We start from the raw sequence: 13,941 nt of genomic DNA on the forward strand, positions 1-13,941 counted from the left end.
TGGTGTGCCTCCACTGATGCTTGCGCTGTCTACAGGCGTGCTGCTGACCGGAAAGAGCCTGTAGACGGCAATCGTGCAGTTGGTCGGAGCCGCCCCGGCGAAAGTGACGACAAACGTGGCAGTGGTCCCCGCAGCGATTGGCAGATAGAACCACGAGACAGAGCCGTGGCCTGTGCCGCCGACGACTTCCGGCCCCTTGGTCATGGCGTTGCCATTGGCGGTGATGCCGCTCACGGCTCTGGACGTCCCGGTATTATTAACGTTGCCATTGACACCAACCAGGACTAGGCGCCCCGCGCCAGCGGCTCCAATGTTCTTGGCCGTGAACGTATAGGCCGTTGCGTTGGTGTTATCGACGGTGGCGCCTTCGTAGCTGTACACCATCTCGACGGGAGCAGCGGCATCCGCGAACTGGTCGATGTCGATCGAGAATGGCCCGGCATCGGCATTGTTGAACCAAAGCGCCATGCCGAAAGTAGTGACGCCAGAGACGTTGGTGAACGGAGTCGGCGCAGCGCCCGTATATTCGGTGTTCCAAACCGTGCCGTTGGTGCTGGTCTGAAACTTGTAGGTTGTGCCGTCCGCCGAGGTGATCAGCCTGATATAATTCGGCCCTGCCTGTGTTCCGGCTGCTGCAGCGCCACCATCCGATGAGCGGAAAGACGAACTTGCCGAACGACCCCGGCTTGACCTTGCCCTTGACCGTGGCGTCACCGGTCGATGTGATGGTGACGACAGGATCGTCGACAAAGCCGCCATCGCTATCCCCGGCCCCGCCGCCGATGACAATGGCGCGGCCTCGTGGAGATCCGCCGAGCATATATGGTGCGAGCATCATGCGGCTCCCTTCGTCTTAGCCAACGCGAACTGCCGTTGCCCCATCTCGTCGACCGCGACCGAGAACTGCGTGAAGAACACGTCGACGATGTGCCACGGCAGGGTGTGCCGATGGATCGATCCGTCGAGCCCCTTGAACTGGAAGGCGAGGCGCTGGCCGTCCGGCGAACATCCCAGCCAAAAGCCGTCGGCGGCTACGGCTTTGAAGTCGCCGAACTGCGCCTTGAAATCAGCCTGTTGCTGTTCGAGATCGGCGGCTTCCTCGGGCGTTGTCGGCCGCCACCATGCTTCGGGGGGCTTGTCGGTCATTTGCCTCCAGGCCTCCGGCCGTTGCTCGTGGTCCTCTCAGACTGCAGGTGCCGCTGCAACCGGGTCAGCGCAATCTCGCCGATTGTCAGATCGTCGATCTGTTCGCCGCCCGGCAGTTGCAGGATGATGGGCGTGCGGTTGTTGCCCTTCGATGCTGGCGCCAGCTGCATCCTGGCGAAGCCGCCACCGGCAAAGCGCGGAATGGCCATGCCACGAGTGAGACCGTCGGCGATCCCGCCCAGGCTGAAGCCTTTCGACAGGCTGCGGAAGGCGTCGACGTCGGGCATGACGCCGGCATTGAGCGCAGCGAAGAAATCAGCACCGAGAGCCTTCACAACCTTGGCCCGGATCACGAACTCGCCGACGCTCAGCCGGGCCAGGATGCTGTCGCTCGTACCGGTGCCGGGGCCATGGGCGAGATGCCCGCCACGGGCGAAACCACCATGCGAGCCGCCGCCGTCGGAAGATGAACTCGAGCCGGCAGCCGCGCGGAGAGACTGCGCCGCCGCGGCAGCAGCCCTGAGCGAAGCCAAGATGCGGGCGATTGCCGACTCCACCTGGGCCGCCAAACTGTTGACGATGCCGGCGAGACCGGAGAACCCGCCCTGCAACAAGGCGCGCATTCCAGACAGGATCGCCGAGAGCTTGCCCGGTAGTGTCTCGAACGGCGCCACAATGGCCTCTGCGGCCGCCTGGGCTGCACCGGAGTCGAGATTGCCGAGCGAACTGTTGAAGCCGCTGGCGGCCTCCTGTGCGGCCGGCGCGATCGTGCTGATGCTGTTGGTGATTTCGTTGCTGACGCCATCCACGGCGCCGCTGGTCGCGTCGACGCTGCCTTTGAGGCCGTCGAGAGCTTGCTTGCCATCGTCGGCCGCGCGGGCCACACCGTCGACGACATTGAAAATTTGCTTCGTCAGTTCCCCACCACCGCCGCGAATAACCGTGATCTGGTGACCGAGGTTTTCCACTTGGCCGGCGGTCGTAGCGGAAGCAGCACCGACAGCAGCAACACCTTTTGCTGCGCCGTCAGCGTTCTCACGAAGATCGATGATGTTGCCGACGACCTTGCCGGCAATTGTGTTCTGGATGTCTTCGAGTTGGCGCTCAGTCTGCGCAAGTCGGATATTCGCCCTGACAAGCGCGTCCATCGCCGGATCTATGTCGACGCCGAGGCGCTTTTCCATCGGGCCAAGCGCGCTCTGATCAGCAGAGAGCTTGGTCGCATCGAACACAGCCTGCTGATGCGCGAGTTGCGCCTTGGCGTCCGCAATTGCCGCCTTGGCGGCGTCAATATGAGCTTGGCCGAGACGCTTCAGCGCGCCCTCCGCACCCGGAACGCCGTTCTTGACTGCGGCAACTGCGGCATTCAGGTCGGCCAAAGCTGTCTGGTGCGCTGATGTCGCGGCGGCGGCGTCGTATTGCTTGTTTTTAACCAAGCCCAGCACGAGCTTCAGACCGTCAAAGGCCGCCACTACGAGCAGGATGGCGCGACCCCATGGCGTCAGGAACAGGAAAGCGTTGCGCAGCAGCAGCACGGCCGAAATCAGGTTGCCGATGCCGCCAATGATAAAGCCGATACCACGGCCGAACAGCCCGAGAGCGATCAGCGCCGGCCCGATCGCGGCTACAACGCCGCCAATCACAGTTCCGAGCTTGAGCGTCTCCGGGTTGAGCTTCGACAGGGCAGTCGTGAAATCCGTGAGCTTGACCACCATGCCGGTGACGAATTCGAGCAGGCCGGAATCGCCAATGGCGATCGATAGCGTTTCAACTGCGCTGTTGAACTTGTTCAGTTCTCCGGTGAGACCCTGCACACGCACCTCGGCCAGCTTGCTGGCGCCAACCGTGCCGATATCGGCCGCCAGTTGCCGGAAGCCAGCGCCGCCGAGCTTCATGAGGCCGATTGCGGTGCGCAGCGCATCGGTGCCGAAGATCTCGCCGCCCTTGCTGTTGAGGTCTTCCTGCGACAGTTTGCCAAGCTTAACGTGCAGCTCCTCTGCGACGTCTGCCAGACTTCTCATCTTGCCGTTGCTGTCGAAAAATTGAAGGTTCAATTCCTTGAAGAGCTCTGCCGCCTTTTTGGTGCCGGGCGTTAGCCGCTGCAGGAACGTCTTGAAACTAGTGCCCGCATCGGATCCGCTGAAAAACAGGTTCGACGTGCCGGCAAGCGCGGTGTTCATGTCCGCCAGCGAGACGCCCAGCGCCGAGGCTACGCCGCCGGTCTGGCCAATCGCCAGGCGATAATCATCGAAGCCGAGCTTCGACTTGATCAAGGTTCCGGTGACGTTGTCGACGACGCCAGGCAGTTGCTTGACCTGTAGGTTGAACTGCTTGATCAGGTCGCCAGCAATGCCAGCCGCCGGCACCAACTGGCCGCCATTGGCCGCGGCAAGGTCCAGCGTCGCCTTGGCCGCGCCATCCATGATCTGGGAATATTCCAGGCCGATCTTGGCCAACTCGGTCATCGCGTTGGCGGAATCGGTGGCGCTGAAAACTGAGGCATTGCCGAGCTCGATCGCCTTGGCCTTGGCCTGGTCGAATGCGTCGCCCGCCGCTCCGGTGTTGGCAACGAAGGAATTCATCGCAGTCTGGAAATCGGCGGCCTGCTTCAAGATGCCGGCGCCGAGCCCCACGATCGGCAGCGTCAGATGCGTCGAAAACGTCTTGCCAAGATCCTGGGCTTTTTTGCCGACATCGCCAAATTGTTTGCCAAGGCTCTGAAGCTGGACTTGCGCCTGTTTCAGCGAGTTGAAAAACCCTGGCGAAAGACCTTTCGTCTGCGCAGCGGCAGATTGCAAATCCCTGAACGCTTTGCGGCCGGCGGCGCCGAACTCTTCAAGCTCGCGCTTGAGTTCTTTCCCGCCGTCCAACTCGATTCGTTGTTTGATCGTTCCGGCCATGGCTATGCCCCAGCGAGTTGAGATTTTGCGATTGCCAGGCTGTCCGGCAGCGAATCGCGATTTGCCAGCGAGGCCGAGCCGCGAGCGCCACGGCCGGCGATGGAAAGCGCGACGGCGGCAGAGAGGTCGGGAGCATCGAGGGCAAGATCGAGCGCGGCCTGTGCCAGTGCACCGTTGCCGTGGGCACCGCGCACGATGTCGTTCATGCGCTGGTAGAAAGCCTTGCGGCCGATCTTCCTGCCCTCTGCCAGACCGCTGGCCTTGCCCTCGGCATAGCCTGCCGCCTTGGCCTGTTCGAGTTCGGCGCGCTCGGCTTCCCGTTCGGCCTTCTGTCTGGCCGCGTTCTGAGCCTTGTGCGCGTTCCAGTCGAAGGAAGGCGGCTCACTACGGATTCGGTCGGCATCAATGCCGCTTTGCTCATAAGAGGCTAGATGGCGGCGCTCCATGGCTGCAATGAGATTGTGGTCGATCTGCACCGGGGCCACGTCGTCGTCGCCGATGAACGCTCGCTGCTCGCTGATCAAGATGGGCTGGCCCCATTGGTCGAGAATGTAGGGCATCAGGAATCCTCCTCGTCGTCTGGCTCGTCGTCGGGAAGGCCGGCGCGAAGGTTGTTGGACATTTCGTCGAACTTGTCGGAAAGCCGCTGCCGGCCGGCATCGATGATCGTTTCGATGCGCTGGCGTTCGCGAATGTCCTTCGTGATTTGCGCGGGCAGCACGGAAAGCATGGTGATGAAGCCGCCGACCACCTGGTCGAGACAGCCGTTGCACTCGTCCATGGTGATGAGCTTTCGCTCTTCTCGGGCGATCCTGAGTTCGATCTCGGTCGCCCTGGCATCGCGAACGCGGTCGGATGAGCCGGTGCCGCGGCGGGCCGCCTCGCCGGCCACCTTGAAGTCGAGATATGAGCGGACGGATTCGCCGAGCGGGAACAGTCCTCGGGAGGCCTTGGACAGCACGCCTGTCCGCGCCAGACGCGCGATTGCCTGTTTCGAAATGCCCAGCAAATCGGCCAGGAACCCGGTGGAAACGAGCTCGTCGGCGTTCAGCATTTACGAACGTCCATGTGAAAGTGAAAGTGCGATTGTGAACGACGCAAAAATCCGGAGGCCGTGGGCTTTGCAGCCCCGCATACACTGGGGAGATGACCGTTCGGAACCTTAATGGGGGGTGGGGTGGTGGTCGGCGACCGGAGAACACAGTCGCCGACCACGGGACGGCTCAACCTCGCAAGTTGCCGCCGTCCGTTCAGCATCACGAAACCCAGCAAGGAAGCGTGAAGCATTGGCTTAGTCCTGTCTCGGCTCTGGTCCGTCTATGCCGAGCACGGCACGCGGATCACAGTCGGCCGGCCAGCGATCATGAGCGTCTTCCCGCCATACGATCTCGGCAATCAGCCGTTGCTCGGCGAGGATGTTGCTGTTGAGCTTGGACAGAGCGCTGTTGCGCTGGTCGGCTGTTAGGGCGCGCGCATCATCGGCGAAGGCGTCGATCTCTTCGAAGAGTTTGGCGAGCAGCGCGTCGCGGTGCAGCCATGTGACGATGGCGACGTCCGCGCTGACCTCGAACTCGTTGTAGTTGTCCGAGCGGCCGAGAGCGTCCAATCGACCGAACCCGCGCAAGATCGTCTTCTCACTCGGCCAATGCAACTGCTGCCCGTGATCGATGGATTGCGAAACCCGGATGCGCCCGCGGCTGGCGAGTGTGTCGACCTCCAGCGTTGCGCGGCGCTTGGCATCATCCGCCGGCCACGGTGCACTGGTCGTCTCGGTGATGTCGGCTCGGAACTGAGCGATGCGCTCGGCAACAACGTCGATGGTGTCCGACTTGCCGGGCTTTAGCTTGGGACCAGCGGTCAGCCTGCCAGCATTCGGAAGGATGTACTTCTCGGCGGCGCGAAGCACGCGATCGATCCCTTGCGATCTCTCGACATATGGTCGACGGCGCTCAAGCAGACGTTCATGCGTTTCGTTCACCTGGTCGAACTTGGCTTGTGCCGCGTCGACGATCGGGAAAGGCTCGCCGGCCGCCTTCCGTTCTGCATAGCGATGGGTGAACTCGGCATCGGCTATTGCCTGGGAAAGGTTGGCGCGCTGCTTCTGCACCTCGATTCTTGCCTCGTCAGCGTCATTGCCGATGAGGGTCGAGACCGCGTGACTATCAGCCTTCAGTTCCCGCAAGCGCCGAAGGCGTTCAGCTGCATCCGGAGGAAGAACCTTTTCGAAGTCGATTGGCTTGGTCAGCCTGGACATCGGGTTGCTGACGAGATCGGGCATGATACCGGCAGCAAGATCCGCGGCTCGGCCAGCTACTCCGGCATCATGGCCGCCTGCGGCTGGGATGTTGGCGGCAGCCAGGCTGTCTTGGCCAGGCGCGCGGGCTGCGGGTTGCGGGCTCGGCGAATGCTTTGCCCGGAAGTCCGCCCAGGCCGATGCGTGCGGCTGAGTGCTTTCCGGGTGGCTCTGGCCGAGCATGGCGGCGCCGAGTTGGTCGTGCGGGTGAGACATCTCAAAGCTCCTTCGTTGCGACAATCATCGCCGAGGGGCCTGCAGGAAAAAACACGAATTTACTTGCGGGCGACCTCAATCATTTCAAGGACTTCGGCGACACCCTGCCGGGTCAGCGGGTGCGGCCGCGCCATAAAGGCCAGCCAAATCATGGCCGCCGGCCAACCGTAGCTTTCAGGGCAGTCGCCCTTCGTTCGATCCCGTTTCCAGCCGTTCGAGGCGTATCGGCCCATTTCAGCAGCGATTGCCGCGTCCGAGTATCCCTCGCTGCGCAGTTCGTTGAGGGCTCTGGCGCGCACCAGGCGCACGGCCCGTTTCTCCAGCGCTGGCGAATACTGCCTTGCAAATGCCGCCTGGGCCTCAAGGTCGCCGCGCCGAAACGCTTCACGCACTGCCGGCGACAGTTTGGCCAGCATCAGGTCGACGACCATCTCGGCGAGGAGCACCTCGAACATGGGCTATATGCCGTCCTGATGCCCAGCCTGGTCGACGATCCGCGCATGGGGCCATTGCTCCCGCTGAAGGCGAAGCGCTTCCGTCAGCGCGCGCTCGTAGCTGAAGGGACCGCGGCCGTAGATCCGGCCTGGCTGCACGACAATGGCGTACCAGTCGGTCGAGTCGCGCAACGGGTAGATGACAATTTCGCGCTTCATTCGTCCCGGCCTCCCGGGTAGCGCCGCCACCACTCCCGCTCGAATACCGTGGCCACCATGTCGACGGAGGCCGAGCGCGGCTCATCGTGCGCGGCCTGGTGCTCAGACAGAAACCGATCGTCTGGCATCTGCTCCACCGCTTCGGCGAGATGGCCGAGAGCCTGATCGATCCATGCGGCGGCTGATCGGTAGGCCGGGCTCATGCAGTAATTCCCTTGGCGGCAGCATAGGAGTTTTCGAGCTTTCCCTCCTTCTCAAGGTGAGCCCGCGCCTCTGCCATGGACATCGTCAAGACATTGGGCTTCGCGCGCGCAGGCTCTAACCCTTCTTCCTTTTCATCCAGAGCAGAACTGTCTGATGCTGATGCTGATGCTGATGGCCATTGGCAAACGGATGGTTCTGCCATTTCCTCCGATGCGTCTGCCATGGTTGTGCCATTGGCAAGCGCATTGGTTTTGCCATTGATGCGCCACCTAGCTTCCGCCCCTCTATGCCCCGCCGCCACCTTCTTTTCGCGCTTGATGGTGGCGTCGGATCGCTCTGCGTCGAGACGTTGAAGCCCTTCCGACATCAGCGGCCCGATGGCTTGTGCGACGGCCTCCCACCTCTCTGGATCAATCCCGCTGATGCGCACAAGGCGAGCGTCATCTGAAGGCATCGAGCCGTGCTGCCAGTAATGCCGGCGCAAGCGTTCGTAGGCGCCGAACTCCTCGGCCGTAAGGTGCGCCGTCAAAGCGGTCTCGGTGCCGATGTAGGTTTTCATCCAGGCGAGATCGGTCATTGTGGAGCGCCCTCGCTCAGCCACTCCCTGGCCATTCCCTTCAGCATGTGGGTTGGGTCAGATTGGAAGTAGACGTTGCCGGCACCAGCTTCGACAAACTCGAGCTCGTCGCTCGTGAGCGTCGCCATTTCCGGGATGATCGTTTCCCATTCGAGCCGGGGCACATCGGGATCCGACCGATAGTCCCTCATCAGGTAATAGCCGATGAGGCGCGCGATCAGCGGCAGATACTTGTCCGGATTGTCGACCATCTGCTGCCAGGTCATGTCGACCTCGCCATCTTAAGGCCGTGAACACGAAGGGCCTCGCAGCTTTCCTTCGCGGTCAGGCCGATCGCCTTGAGTGCGGGAACCGCGGGCCCGCGAAGATGACGCGGTGTGTCGGCGAGGAAGAGCACGCCGCGCTCGACGTTGTCGGACTCGACGTGATCTTCGGTTGCAGGGCGGCCGGTCATTTATGCGGCCTCCGACTTCGACATTGCCTCGCAGGCTTTTCGCCAGTCGGCGGCTGCCTCTTTGGAGATCAGAACCCGGGTGCCCACCTTCATGGTGCGCGGCGCCTTCCCGTCGTTGATCAGATTGTAGAAGCTTGCCCGGCTGATCCTATGCGCGGCGCAAAACTCCGGAATGCTGTAGGCTTCAAAAACAAGGTCCATGTCGGTTCTCCCGTGTTGATACGGGGCCAAGGTGGACGCTTGTTTTTGATGTCGCTATTTGTCGCTGGTCGGAGTTTGTCGGATTAAAACTCCGACAGCAATTCCTGCAGAGCTTTCACGCATGTTTCGCGGGACGCGCCGAACTGCTCCGCCATCGCGATCTGCTTCATCCCCTTGATGTTATCCACGCCGAAAACTCGCATGGCATCCTTAACCCTTTCGGTGACTGCCGGCTTTGGGCCTCGCGTCTGAACGGCCCGCGATGAGCGGCGGGTTGGTATTCTTTCCTTCGGACCAACCGTGTGAGTTGGCTGACGGTTGGCCTGGAGCACTGTGGCGCGCAGAGGATTATCGGCCGGCACGTCCTTCCAAAACGCGCAGCGTATGGCCCTATATTCGCCCTGCTCGCCTTTGGCTGCGTCGTTCGTCATATCGAGCGTCAGGAACGGCCAATAGCGGCAAGGAATGACCTCCTCGCCCTTCTCTGCGGCTCTATGCCCGACAGCGAACCAACTTCCCTTGACGGCATTGGCCATCATGAGCTGGAAAACACCAGCCCGTGCGTTTTCTATCCTTTGGCGCAGGTTCGCTACTCGCACCTCAAACGTCTCTCTCTCGGCTGCGATATAGGCGCGATCCTCATCGGACAGGTCTGGGTAATGCTTCAAGCGCATCCGCTCCGAGTGGTCCCAATCAGCGGTTAGATGCTGGATCTCCCTTTCGCATTCGTAAATATTGGCCTTGGCCCGCTTGCCCTCGGAGTCGCCCGCATTGTCCAAAGTGATCTCATAAATCTCGGCCGGTGATTTCCAGAAAGACGCCATCGCTCAAGCATCCTTCTGCATGGCAACGACGTTGCTTTTCGGGACCGTGCCGAATCGCGGTGCCCCTGCCCTCACGGCATCGGCGACGTAGGACGGCGACAGATGCCCATAGTGCTTCTCGACCATCCGCGTGTCAGTGTGGCCAAGGTTCCTGGCAACGACCATCAGCGGCATGCCGTTCATTACGGACAGGCTGGCCCATGTGTGCCGCAACCCGTGGAAGCCGATCGCCGGGATGATCTTGGCGTTCTTGCACGCCTCGTTCATCGGCCGGAACTGGTGCGACTTCTCCCACGTGCCGCCGGCCGGCGCCGTCAGCAGTAACTGATCGCGGCTCTTGCCGGCTGCCAGTTGGCCGAACAGTTCGCTGCCCTCGTCGGTCAGCACGACATGACGGGCTTTGCCGGATTTGCTCTCCCGAATTGTCAGGGTGCCGACATCGGCATTGAAGTCCTCGACCCGGACCCGTGCGAGCTCGCTATAGCGGGCGCCAGTCTGCAGGGCTGCCTGGACAAGATCCCGGAAACTGCCGCTGGAGGCGTTCACCAGCCGTTGGGCGTCGGCGATAGTCAGATAGCGGACGCGGGCGCTCTCGACATCTTCGAAGGGCTCGACCCGGCGCCATTCTTTATCCGAAGCCGCCTTGCCCTCCCGCCACGCATAATTCAGGGCTGCCTTTAGGATCGTCAGGACGCGGTTTGCGGTCGCACGGCGCTGCCGGATCGACTCCGCATCGGTGCCTAGTTCCTGAAACTTTTGCTCCGCATCCTTCTTGCTGCGGAGGCGCGGCGCTGTCGCGGCAACCTTGCTATGCCACTTCCGAATCTGGGTGGCTGTCAGCTTGGAGACGTCGACGGTGCCGATCTCCGGAAGGATCAGCGCCTCGGCACGATATCGGGCATCCTTGGATGACTTCCGGTTACCTTCCATCCACAGCAGATAGTCGTCCATGGCATCTTTGACGGTGAAGGCGCCGGCAACCGCTCCGCTGTCGCCCGAGAGCCGCTTGTGAAGTTCCCTCGCCTTGTCCTGAGCCTGCCAGAACGAAAGCACGGCTTTGCCGTCGGCGTCTGCTCTATCGTCGGCGCTGGCGATCGTCTCGACGCGATAGTCCTGATCGCCGACATACATCCGGACAACCCACCGGCCAGCTTCCTTGCCCTTCCGGTATCCGACATGAAGGCCCGGCCCGATGCTCTTGTAGTACGGCTTCCCGCGCGCCTTCAGTTTCGCCCGAGCTTCCTTGCTGTCGAGCGTCGCGTCACGAACTCTCTTTGCCATGCCCCTGCCCTGCCGTGTCCAACACTTTGTCCAATATACCGGCGTGGACGACATTGGACAAGCACAAACGCAACTGGGCAAGAAACCATGCACCGCAAGGGGTTCAGGAAATATGGCTGGACCGCGTTGGACGCCTTAGAAGCCCTTTCACGGCGGTAACAGGGGTTCGATTCCCCTTGGGCGTACCAGATCTTTCAGGAAAACAAGAAGCCTCGCGGCCGCCGCCGTACTAGCAGCGGCTGGAACGGTGGCGCGGCGAATCGGTTGAGACGGCGAACAGCGGCTGCCGTGCCGAGGTTTCCCTCGGCGCCTGCTCGCGGCAATCTCCGGCCACTCACCCTTGGTCGTGGGCTACCTGCGGCCAGCGCTGCAACGCCGCATGGCCGCCTTCGGTCAGCGCGTAGACGCCGCGCTCGGCCCTCGCGAACCAGCCATAGACATTGTCCAAGAGGATGCTGGGCGCGCGTGGCGAAATCGCTTTCAGATCGCGCGGGCGTTTCGGCCCGTCGGTCATGGCTGCGGCGCAGGCCAGCGCATCCTGCCGGTAGGCGGTCATGATCGGGGCGCGCGAGCCACCGCCGACCACCGGATCGCCGCGCCGGCGACGGTGTTCCTCCATCAGTCGGGAGCGGCGCTTCGGATCGCGACGCGGCGGCAGAGCCGCCGGGCTGAGCAGCACTTCGACCTCCCCCTTGCCGCTGACAGCCAGAAGCCCGAAGCCGAGCCGCCGGCACAGCGCGCGAAAACGGCGGTCGTGCTCGCGGCCCTTGCCACGCGCCGACATGCGCGCCGCCAGCCACACTTCGTCGCATGCCGCGGCGCGATCGACACCTTGCAGCACCAGTTCGAGGTTGAACTGCAATTTCAGTTCGCAGATGACCAGCACAGGCGGCTCGCCGTCGCGCACCGCCACGATATCGCAGTGGCCGACTTCGCCCTTGACCGTGAATTCCAGGCTCTCGAGAAACCGCTTCACCGGGATATAGAGAGACGTTTCCTGCATCGCGCAGGCATAGCCGATTCGGACCGGACCGGCACAGGGATCGCCGAGAGGCCGACGCCTTGCGCTAAACCGCCTCGATCCCACCATCTGCAAAAGCCATCCGTCAGGCAGGTTCTCCGGCGTGACGGTCCGCGTTCAACAAGGCGCTCGCCGTGGCTGGGACGGCACGATCGACAGCGCAAGGCCCGAGATCGTCGACGCCAAGACCGGTCCACGGTTGGCCACAGTGAGCGCGTGTCGGTGCTCTGTTCGAAGCTAGAGGCGGGTGCGCGTCCGGCGCTGCCCCGGTGCGGCATCGTCCGCCTTGAAATTCATCTCGTCCTGGACCGCGGCAAAAAACCGGCGGACATCGTTGGCCGCCGAAGCTGCATCGCTGCCGGCTGCGACCGCCTTGTCGAGGAGTTCGCGCGCCGTGGCCTTCCAGAACGACGTGGCCGTGTCGCCGTGCAGTCTGCCCAGCCTTGCGGCGACCTCGCGCACCAGCACGGTCTGCCGATCTAGCGGGAAGGTACGCACATTGGCTGAAGACATGTTCTGCACCATGAAACCGACGCAACGAATCAGACGCTGCTCTATGGCTCATGCCTAGCTGTGAAGTCGGAAACGGAACCTTAACGCCGCGGAGTCCGCGCCGATTGGAACGAGTCGGTTGGCCGGCCTCCAGGCCAAGCAGAACTCTAGACCCTCAGGCCCCTCGCCTCGCCGGCGCGCTTGGCCGTAACCATCATATCCCTGGCCAGCAGGCCACTGACCCGGCAAAACGCCATGAAGGCGCGCCAGGCGTCCTCAGTCTTGACCACATCCACCGTGGCCCCGAAGCAGGCATTGAACGCCGCTTCATAGACCTTGCCCTGTCGCTTCTTTGGCCAGTCATGCAGGATATCCAGCGCCTGTTCGACGCTGTATATTTCCTCTACCGGCAGCCCGGGCGCGGGCGCGATGCGCACCGGCACCTCGAATTGCAATCTGTCCATTCTATATCTCCCGAACTGGCGTCGACCACAGCAACGCCGTTCGTCGTCAAAAGTTGCTTTGGCTGCTTTTGCGCGAAAATGTGTCGTCAGTGCGATCTCGGCATTCGGAGGAGATCGCGCACCTGGATGTCATCTGAGCGGCCGCGCAAGCCAGGAATATCGCCAGTATCAGTCCATTGCCGGCAGTTCTTCCTTGAACCTTGCGGCTTGCAGTGCCAAATCTGGGGAAATTTTCTAACGGGCTGGTATGCGCCGCCCGCTTACAGGCAAACCGACACTATGGTCACCTATCTCGACGCCACCACGGCACCCCTTAGGAATACCGGCCAGATCCGCCTCTATGGCCAGGAAGGATTTGCCGGCATGCGCAAGGCCTGCGATCTCACCGCGCGCTGCCTCGATGAACTGGTGCCGATGGTCCAGCCGGGTGTCACCACCGAGACCATCGACCGTTTCGTCTTCGAATTCGGCATGGACCAAGGCGCGCTGCCGGCGACGCTCAATTATCGCGGCTACACCAAATCGTCCTGCACCTCGATCAACCACGTCGTCTGCCACGGCATTCCAGACAGCAAGCCGTTGAAGGATGGCGACATCGTCAACATCGATGTCACCTACATCCTCGACGGCTGGCACGGCGATTCCTCGCGCATGTATCCCGTCGGCACCATCAAGCGCGCCGCCGAACGCCTGCTTGAAGTCACTCATGAGTGCCTGATGCGCGGCATCGCGGCGGTCCGGCCCGGCGCTCGCACCGGCGCCATCGGCGCCGCCATCCAGACCTATGCCGAGGCAGAGCGCTGCTCGGTGGTGCGCGATTTCTGCGGCCACGGCGTTGGCCAGTTGTTCCACGACGCACCCAACATCCTGCACTATGGCACCGCCTCGGAAGGCGTCGAGATGCGGCCGGGCATGATCTTCACCATCGAGCCCATGATCAATCTTGGCCGGCCGCATGTGAAAGTGCTGTCGGACGGCTGGACGGCGGTGACGCGCGACCGCTCGCTGTCGGCGCAGTACGAACACACGATCGGCGTCACCGAAACTGGCTGCGAGATTTTCACCCTGTCGCCAAACAAGCTCGACCGCCCCGGCCTGCCGGCGGTCAGCTGAAAACAAGATCGCCTCAAGCCGCGGCTTTGAGGCGCCGTCGCCGAAAAAACTCGACCGCGCGCTGCTTACCGCTCTAATCTGCCGTCGAAGCCTTCGGGGAGT

General features: G+C 62.4%; 19 protein-coding genes. 2 read left to right on the forward strand and 17 right to left on the reverse strand.

Translation table 11 applies throughout. From position 1 onward, the window contains the following. Positions 1-834: 834 nt before the first annotated feature. Positions 835-1,146: a hypothetical protein gene (locus tag X726_RS165510; RefSeq protein WP_023667637.1), complete on the reverse strand. Its 312-nt coding sequence runs from the start codon at positions 1,144-1,146 to the stop codon at positions 835-837. Then, on the reverse strand, positions 1,143-3,779 hold the full coding sequence (locus X726_RS165505) for a phage tail tape measure protein (protein WP_280940447.1): 2,637 nt from the start codon (positions 3,777-3,779) through the stop codon (positions 1,143-1,145). The genes X726_RS165510 and X726_RS165505 overlap by 4 nt, the downstream gene beginning before the upstream one ends. Before the next feature lie 15 nt (positions 3,780-3,794). Between X726_RS165505 and X726_RS1000000171005 the strand changes: the two genes are divergently transcribed. After that, positions 3,795-4,067, forward strand: a complete 273-nt coding sequence (locus X726_RS1000000171005; protein ID WP_198037264.1) for a hypothetical protein — start codon at positions 3,795-3,797, stop codon at positions 4,065-4,067. Here the strand turns inward: X726_RS1000000171005 and X726_RS165500 are convergent. The 15 genes from X726_RS165500 to X726_RS165435 form a co-directional block, all read right to left on the reverse strand. Continuing rightward, entirely contained in the window at positions 4,049-4,606 is a 558-nt protein-coding gene (locus X726_RS165500; protein ID WP_023667639.1) for a hypothetical protein, read from the reverse strand. The two genes, X726_RS1000000171005 and X726_RS165500, sit on opposite strands and share 19 nt — an antisense overlap. Further along, a complete protein-coding gene (locus X726_RS165495; RefSeq protein WP_023667640.1) occupies positions 4,606-5,100 on the reverse strand; it encodes a hypothetical protein in 495 nt (164 codons plus the stop codon). Before X726_RS165495 ends, X726_RS165500 begins: the two co-directional genes overlap by 1 nt. 237 nt (positions 5,101-5,337) lie before the next feature. After that, entirely contained in the window at positions 5,338-6,555 is a 1,218-nt protein-coding gene (locus X726_RS165490) for a hypothetical protein (RefSeq protein ID WP_023667641.1), read from the reverse strand. Between the two features lie 59 nt (positions 6,556-6,614). After that, on the reverse strand, positions 6,615-7,010 hold the full coding sequence (locus tag X726_RS165485; RefSeq protein ID WP_023667642.1) for a hypothetical protein: 396 nt from the start codon (positions 7,008-7,010) through the stop codon (positions 6,615-6,617). A 3-nt stretch (positions 7,011-7,013) separates the two neighbouring features. Beyond that, positions 7,014-7,208 (reverse strand): hypothetical protein, encoded by a 195-nt coding sequence (locus X726_RS165480; RefSeq protein ID WP_023667643.1) that lies wholly within the window; start codon positions 7,206-7,208, stop codon positions 7,014-7,016. Then, positions 7,205-7,411 (reverse strand): hypothetical protein, encoded by a 207-nt coding sequence (locus X726_RS165475; protein ID WP_023667644.1) that lies wholly within the window; start codon positions 7,409-7,411, stop codon positions 7,205-7,207. The genes X726_RS165480 and X726_RS165475 overlap by 4 nt, the downstream gene beginning before the upstream one ends. After that, a complete protein-coding gene (locus tag X726_RS1000000167895) occupies positions 7,408-7,989 on the reverse strand; it encodes a DUF1376 domain-containing protein (RefSeq protein ID WP_023667645.1) in 582 nt (193 codons plus the stop codon). Before X726_RS1000000167895 ends, X726_RS165475 begins: the two co-directional genes overlap by 4 nt. Then, complete coding sequence (locus tag X726_RS165470) at positions 7,986-8,255, reverse strand: hypothetical protein (protein WP_023667646.1); 270 nt, start codon at positions 8,253-8,255, stop codon at positions 7,986-7,988. Before X726_RS165470 ends, X726_RS1000000167895 begins: the two co-directional genes overlap by 4 nt. After that, entirely contained in the window at positions 8,252-8,443 is a 192-nt protein-coding gene (locus tag X726_RS165465; protein ID WP_023667647.1) for a hypothetical protein, read from the reverse strand. Before X726_RS165465 ends, X726_RS165470 begins: the two co-directional genes overlap by 4 nt. Further along, positions 8,444-8,644, reverse strand: coding sequence for a helix-turn-helix domain-containing protein (locus X726_RS165460; protein ID WP_023667648.1), 201 nt, complete (start codon positions 8,642-8,644; stop codon positions 8,444-8,446). It abuts the gene before it with no gap. An 83-nt stretch (positions 8,645-8,727) separates the two neighbouring features. Continuing rightward, positions 8,728-9,468: a hypothetical protein gene (locus tag X726_RS165455; protein ID WP_023667649.1), complete on the reverse strand. Its 741-nt coding sequence runs from the start codon at positions 9,466-9,468 to the stop codon at positions 8,728-8,730. 3 nt (positions 9,469-9,471) lie between these two features. Then, entirely contained in the window at positions 9,472-10,803 is a 1,332-nt protein-coding gene (locus X726_RS165450; protein WP_245272023.1) for a site-specific integrase, read from the reverse strand. A 280-nt stretch (positions 10,804-11,083) separates the two neighbouring features. After that, positions 11,084-11,752, reverse strand: a complete 669-nt coding sequence (locus tag X726_RS165445; RefSeq protein WP_023667651.1) for a DUF2161 family putative PD-(D/E)XK-type phosphodiesterase — start codon at positions 11,750-11,752, stop codon at positions 11,084-11,086. Between the two features lie 255 nt (positions 11,753-12,007). Continuing rightward, entirely contained in the window at positions 12,008-12,283 is a 276-nt protein-coding gene (locus X726_RS165440) for a DUF6074 family protein (protein WP_023667652.1), read from the reverse strand. 146 nt (positions 12,284-12,429) lie between these two features. Beyond that, positions 12,430-12,726 (reverse strand): DUF982 domain-containing protein, encoded by a 297-nt coding sequence (locus X726_RS165435; protein ID WP_023667653.1) that lies wholly within the window; start codon positions 12,724-12,726, stop codon positions 12,430-12,432. Positions 12,727-13,005: 279 nt separating this feature from the next. Between X726_RS165435 and map the strand changes: the two genes are divergently transcribed. Further along, entirely contained in the window at positions 13,006-13,839 is an 834-nt protein-coding gene (gene map, locus X726_RS165430; protein WP_023667654.1) for a type I methionyl aminopeptidase, read from the forward strand. Positions 13,840-13,941 lie beyond the last annotated feature (102 nt).

Origin of the sequence: Mesorhizobium sp. LSJC285A00, from assembly GCF_000503155.1 — a bacterium.
Classification (GTDB): domain Bacteria; phylum Pseudomonadota; class Alphaproteobacteria; order Rhizobiales; family Rhizobiaceae; genus Mesorhizobium.

Excerpts from the sequence above, each read along its gene's own strand:
- X726_RS165485 (WP_023667642.1), bottom strand. The coding sequence starts at position 7,010 with ATGTTCGAGGTGCTCCTCGCCGAGATGGTCGTCGACCTGATGCTGGCC.
- X726_RS165450 (WP_245272023.1), bottom strand. The coding sequence starts at position 10,803 with ATGTCGTCCACGCCGGTATATTGGACAAAGTGTTGGACACGGCAGGGC.
- X726_RS165445 (WP_023667651.1), bottom strand. The coding sequence starts at position 11,752 with ATGCAGGAAACGTCTCTCTATATCCCGGTGAAGCGGTTTCTCGAGAGC.
- X726_RS165440 (WP_023667652.1), bottom strand. The coding sequence starts at position 12,283 with ATGTCTTCAGCCAATGTGCGTACCTTCCCGCTAGATCGGCAGACCGTG.
- X726_RS165470 (WP_023667646.1), bottom strand. The coding sequence starts at position 8,255 with ATGACCTGGCAGCAGATGGTCGACAATCCGGACAAGTATCTGCCGCTG.
- map (WP_023667654.1), top strand. The coding sequence starts at position 13,006 with ATGGTCACCTATCTCGACGCCACCACGGCACCCCTTAGGAATACCGGC.
- X726_RS165435 (WP_023667653.1), bottom strand. The coding sequence starts at position 12,726 with ATGGACAGATTGCAATTCGAGGTGCCGGTGCGCATCGCGCCCGCGCCC.
- X726_RS1000000171005 (WP_198037264.1), top strand. The coding sequence starts at position 3,795 with ATGCGTCGAAAACGTCTTGCCAAGATCCTGGGCTTTTTTGCCGACATC.
- X726_RS165510 (WP_023667637.1), bottom strand. The coding sequence starts at position 1,146 with ATGACCGACAAGCCCCCCGAAGCATGGTGGCGGCCGACAACGCCCGAG.
- X726_RS165455 (WP_023667649.1), bottom strand. The coding sequence starts at position 9,468 with ATGGCGTCTTTCTGGAAATCACCGGCCGAGATTTATGAGATCACTTTG.
- X726_RS165465 (WP_023667647.1), bottom strand. The coding sequence starts at position 8,443 with ATGACCGGCCGCCCTGCAACCGAAGATCACGTCGAGTCCGACAACGTC.
- X726_RS165495 (WP_023667640.1), bottom strand. The coding sequence starts at position 5,100 with ATGCTGAACGCCGACGAGCTCGTTTCCACCGGGTTCCTGGCCGATTTG.
- X726_RS165500 (WP_023667639.1), bottom strand. The coding sequence starts at position 4,606 with ATGCCCTACATTCTCGACCAATGGGGCCAGCCCATCTTGATCAGCGAG.
- X726_RS165480 (WP_023667643.1), bottom strand. The coding sequence starts at position 7,208 with ATGAAGCGCGAAATTGTCATCTACCCGTTGCGCGACTCGACCGACTGG.
- X726_RS165490 (WP_023667641.1), bottom strand. The coding sequence starts at position 6,555 with ATGTCTCACCCGCACGACCAACTCGGCGCCGCCATGCTCGGCCAGAGC.
- X726_RS1000000167895 (WP_023667645.1), bottom strand. The coding sequence starts at position 7,989 with ATGACCGATCTCGCCTGGATGAAAACCTACATCGGCACCGAGACCGCT.
- X726_RS165475 (WP_023667644.1), bottom strand. The coding sequence starts at position 7,411 with ATGAGCCCGGCCTACCGATCAGCCGCCGCATGGATCGATCAGGCTCTC.
- X726_RS165460 (WP_023667648.1), bottom strand. The coding sequence starts at position 8,644 with ATGGACCTTGTTTTTGAAGCCTACAGCATTCCGGAGTTTTGCGCCGCG.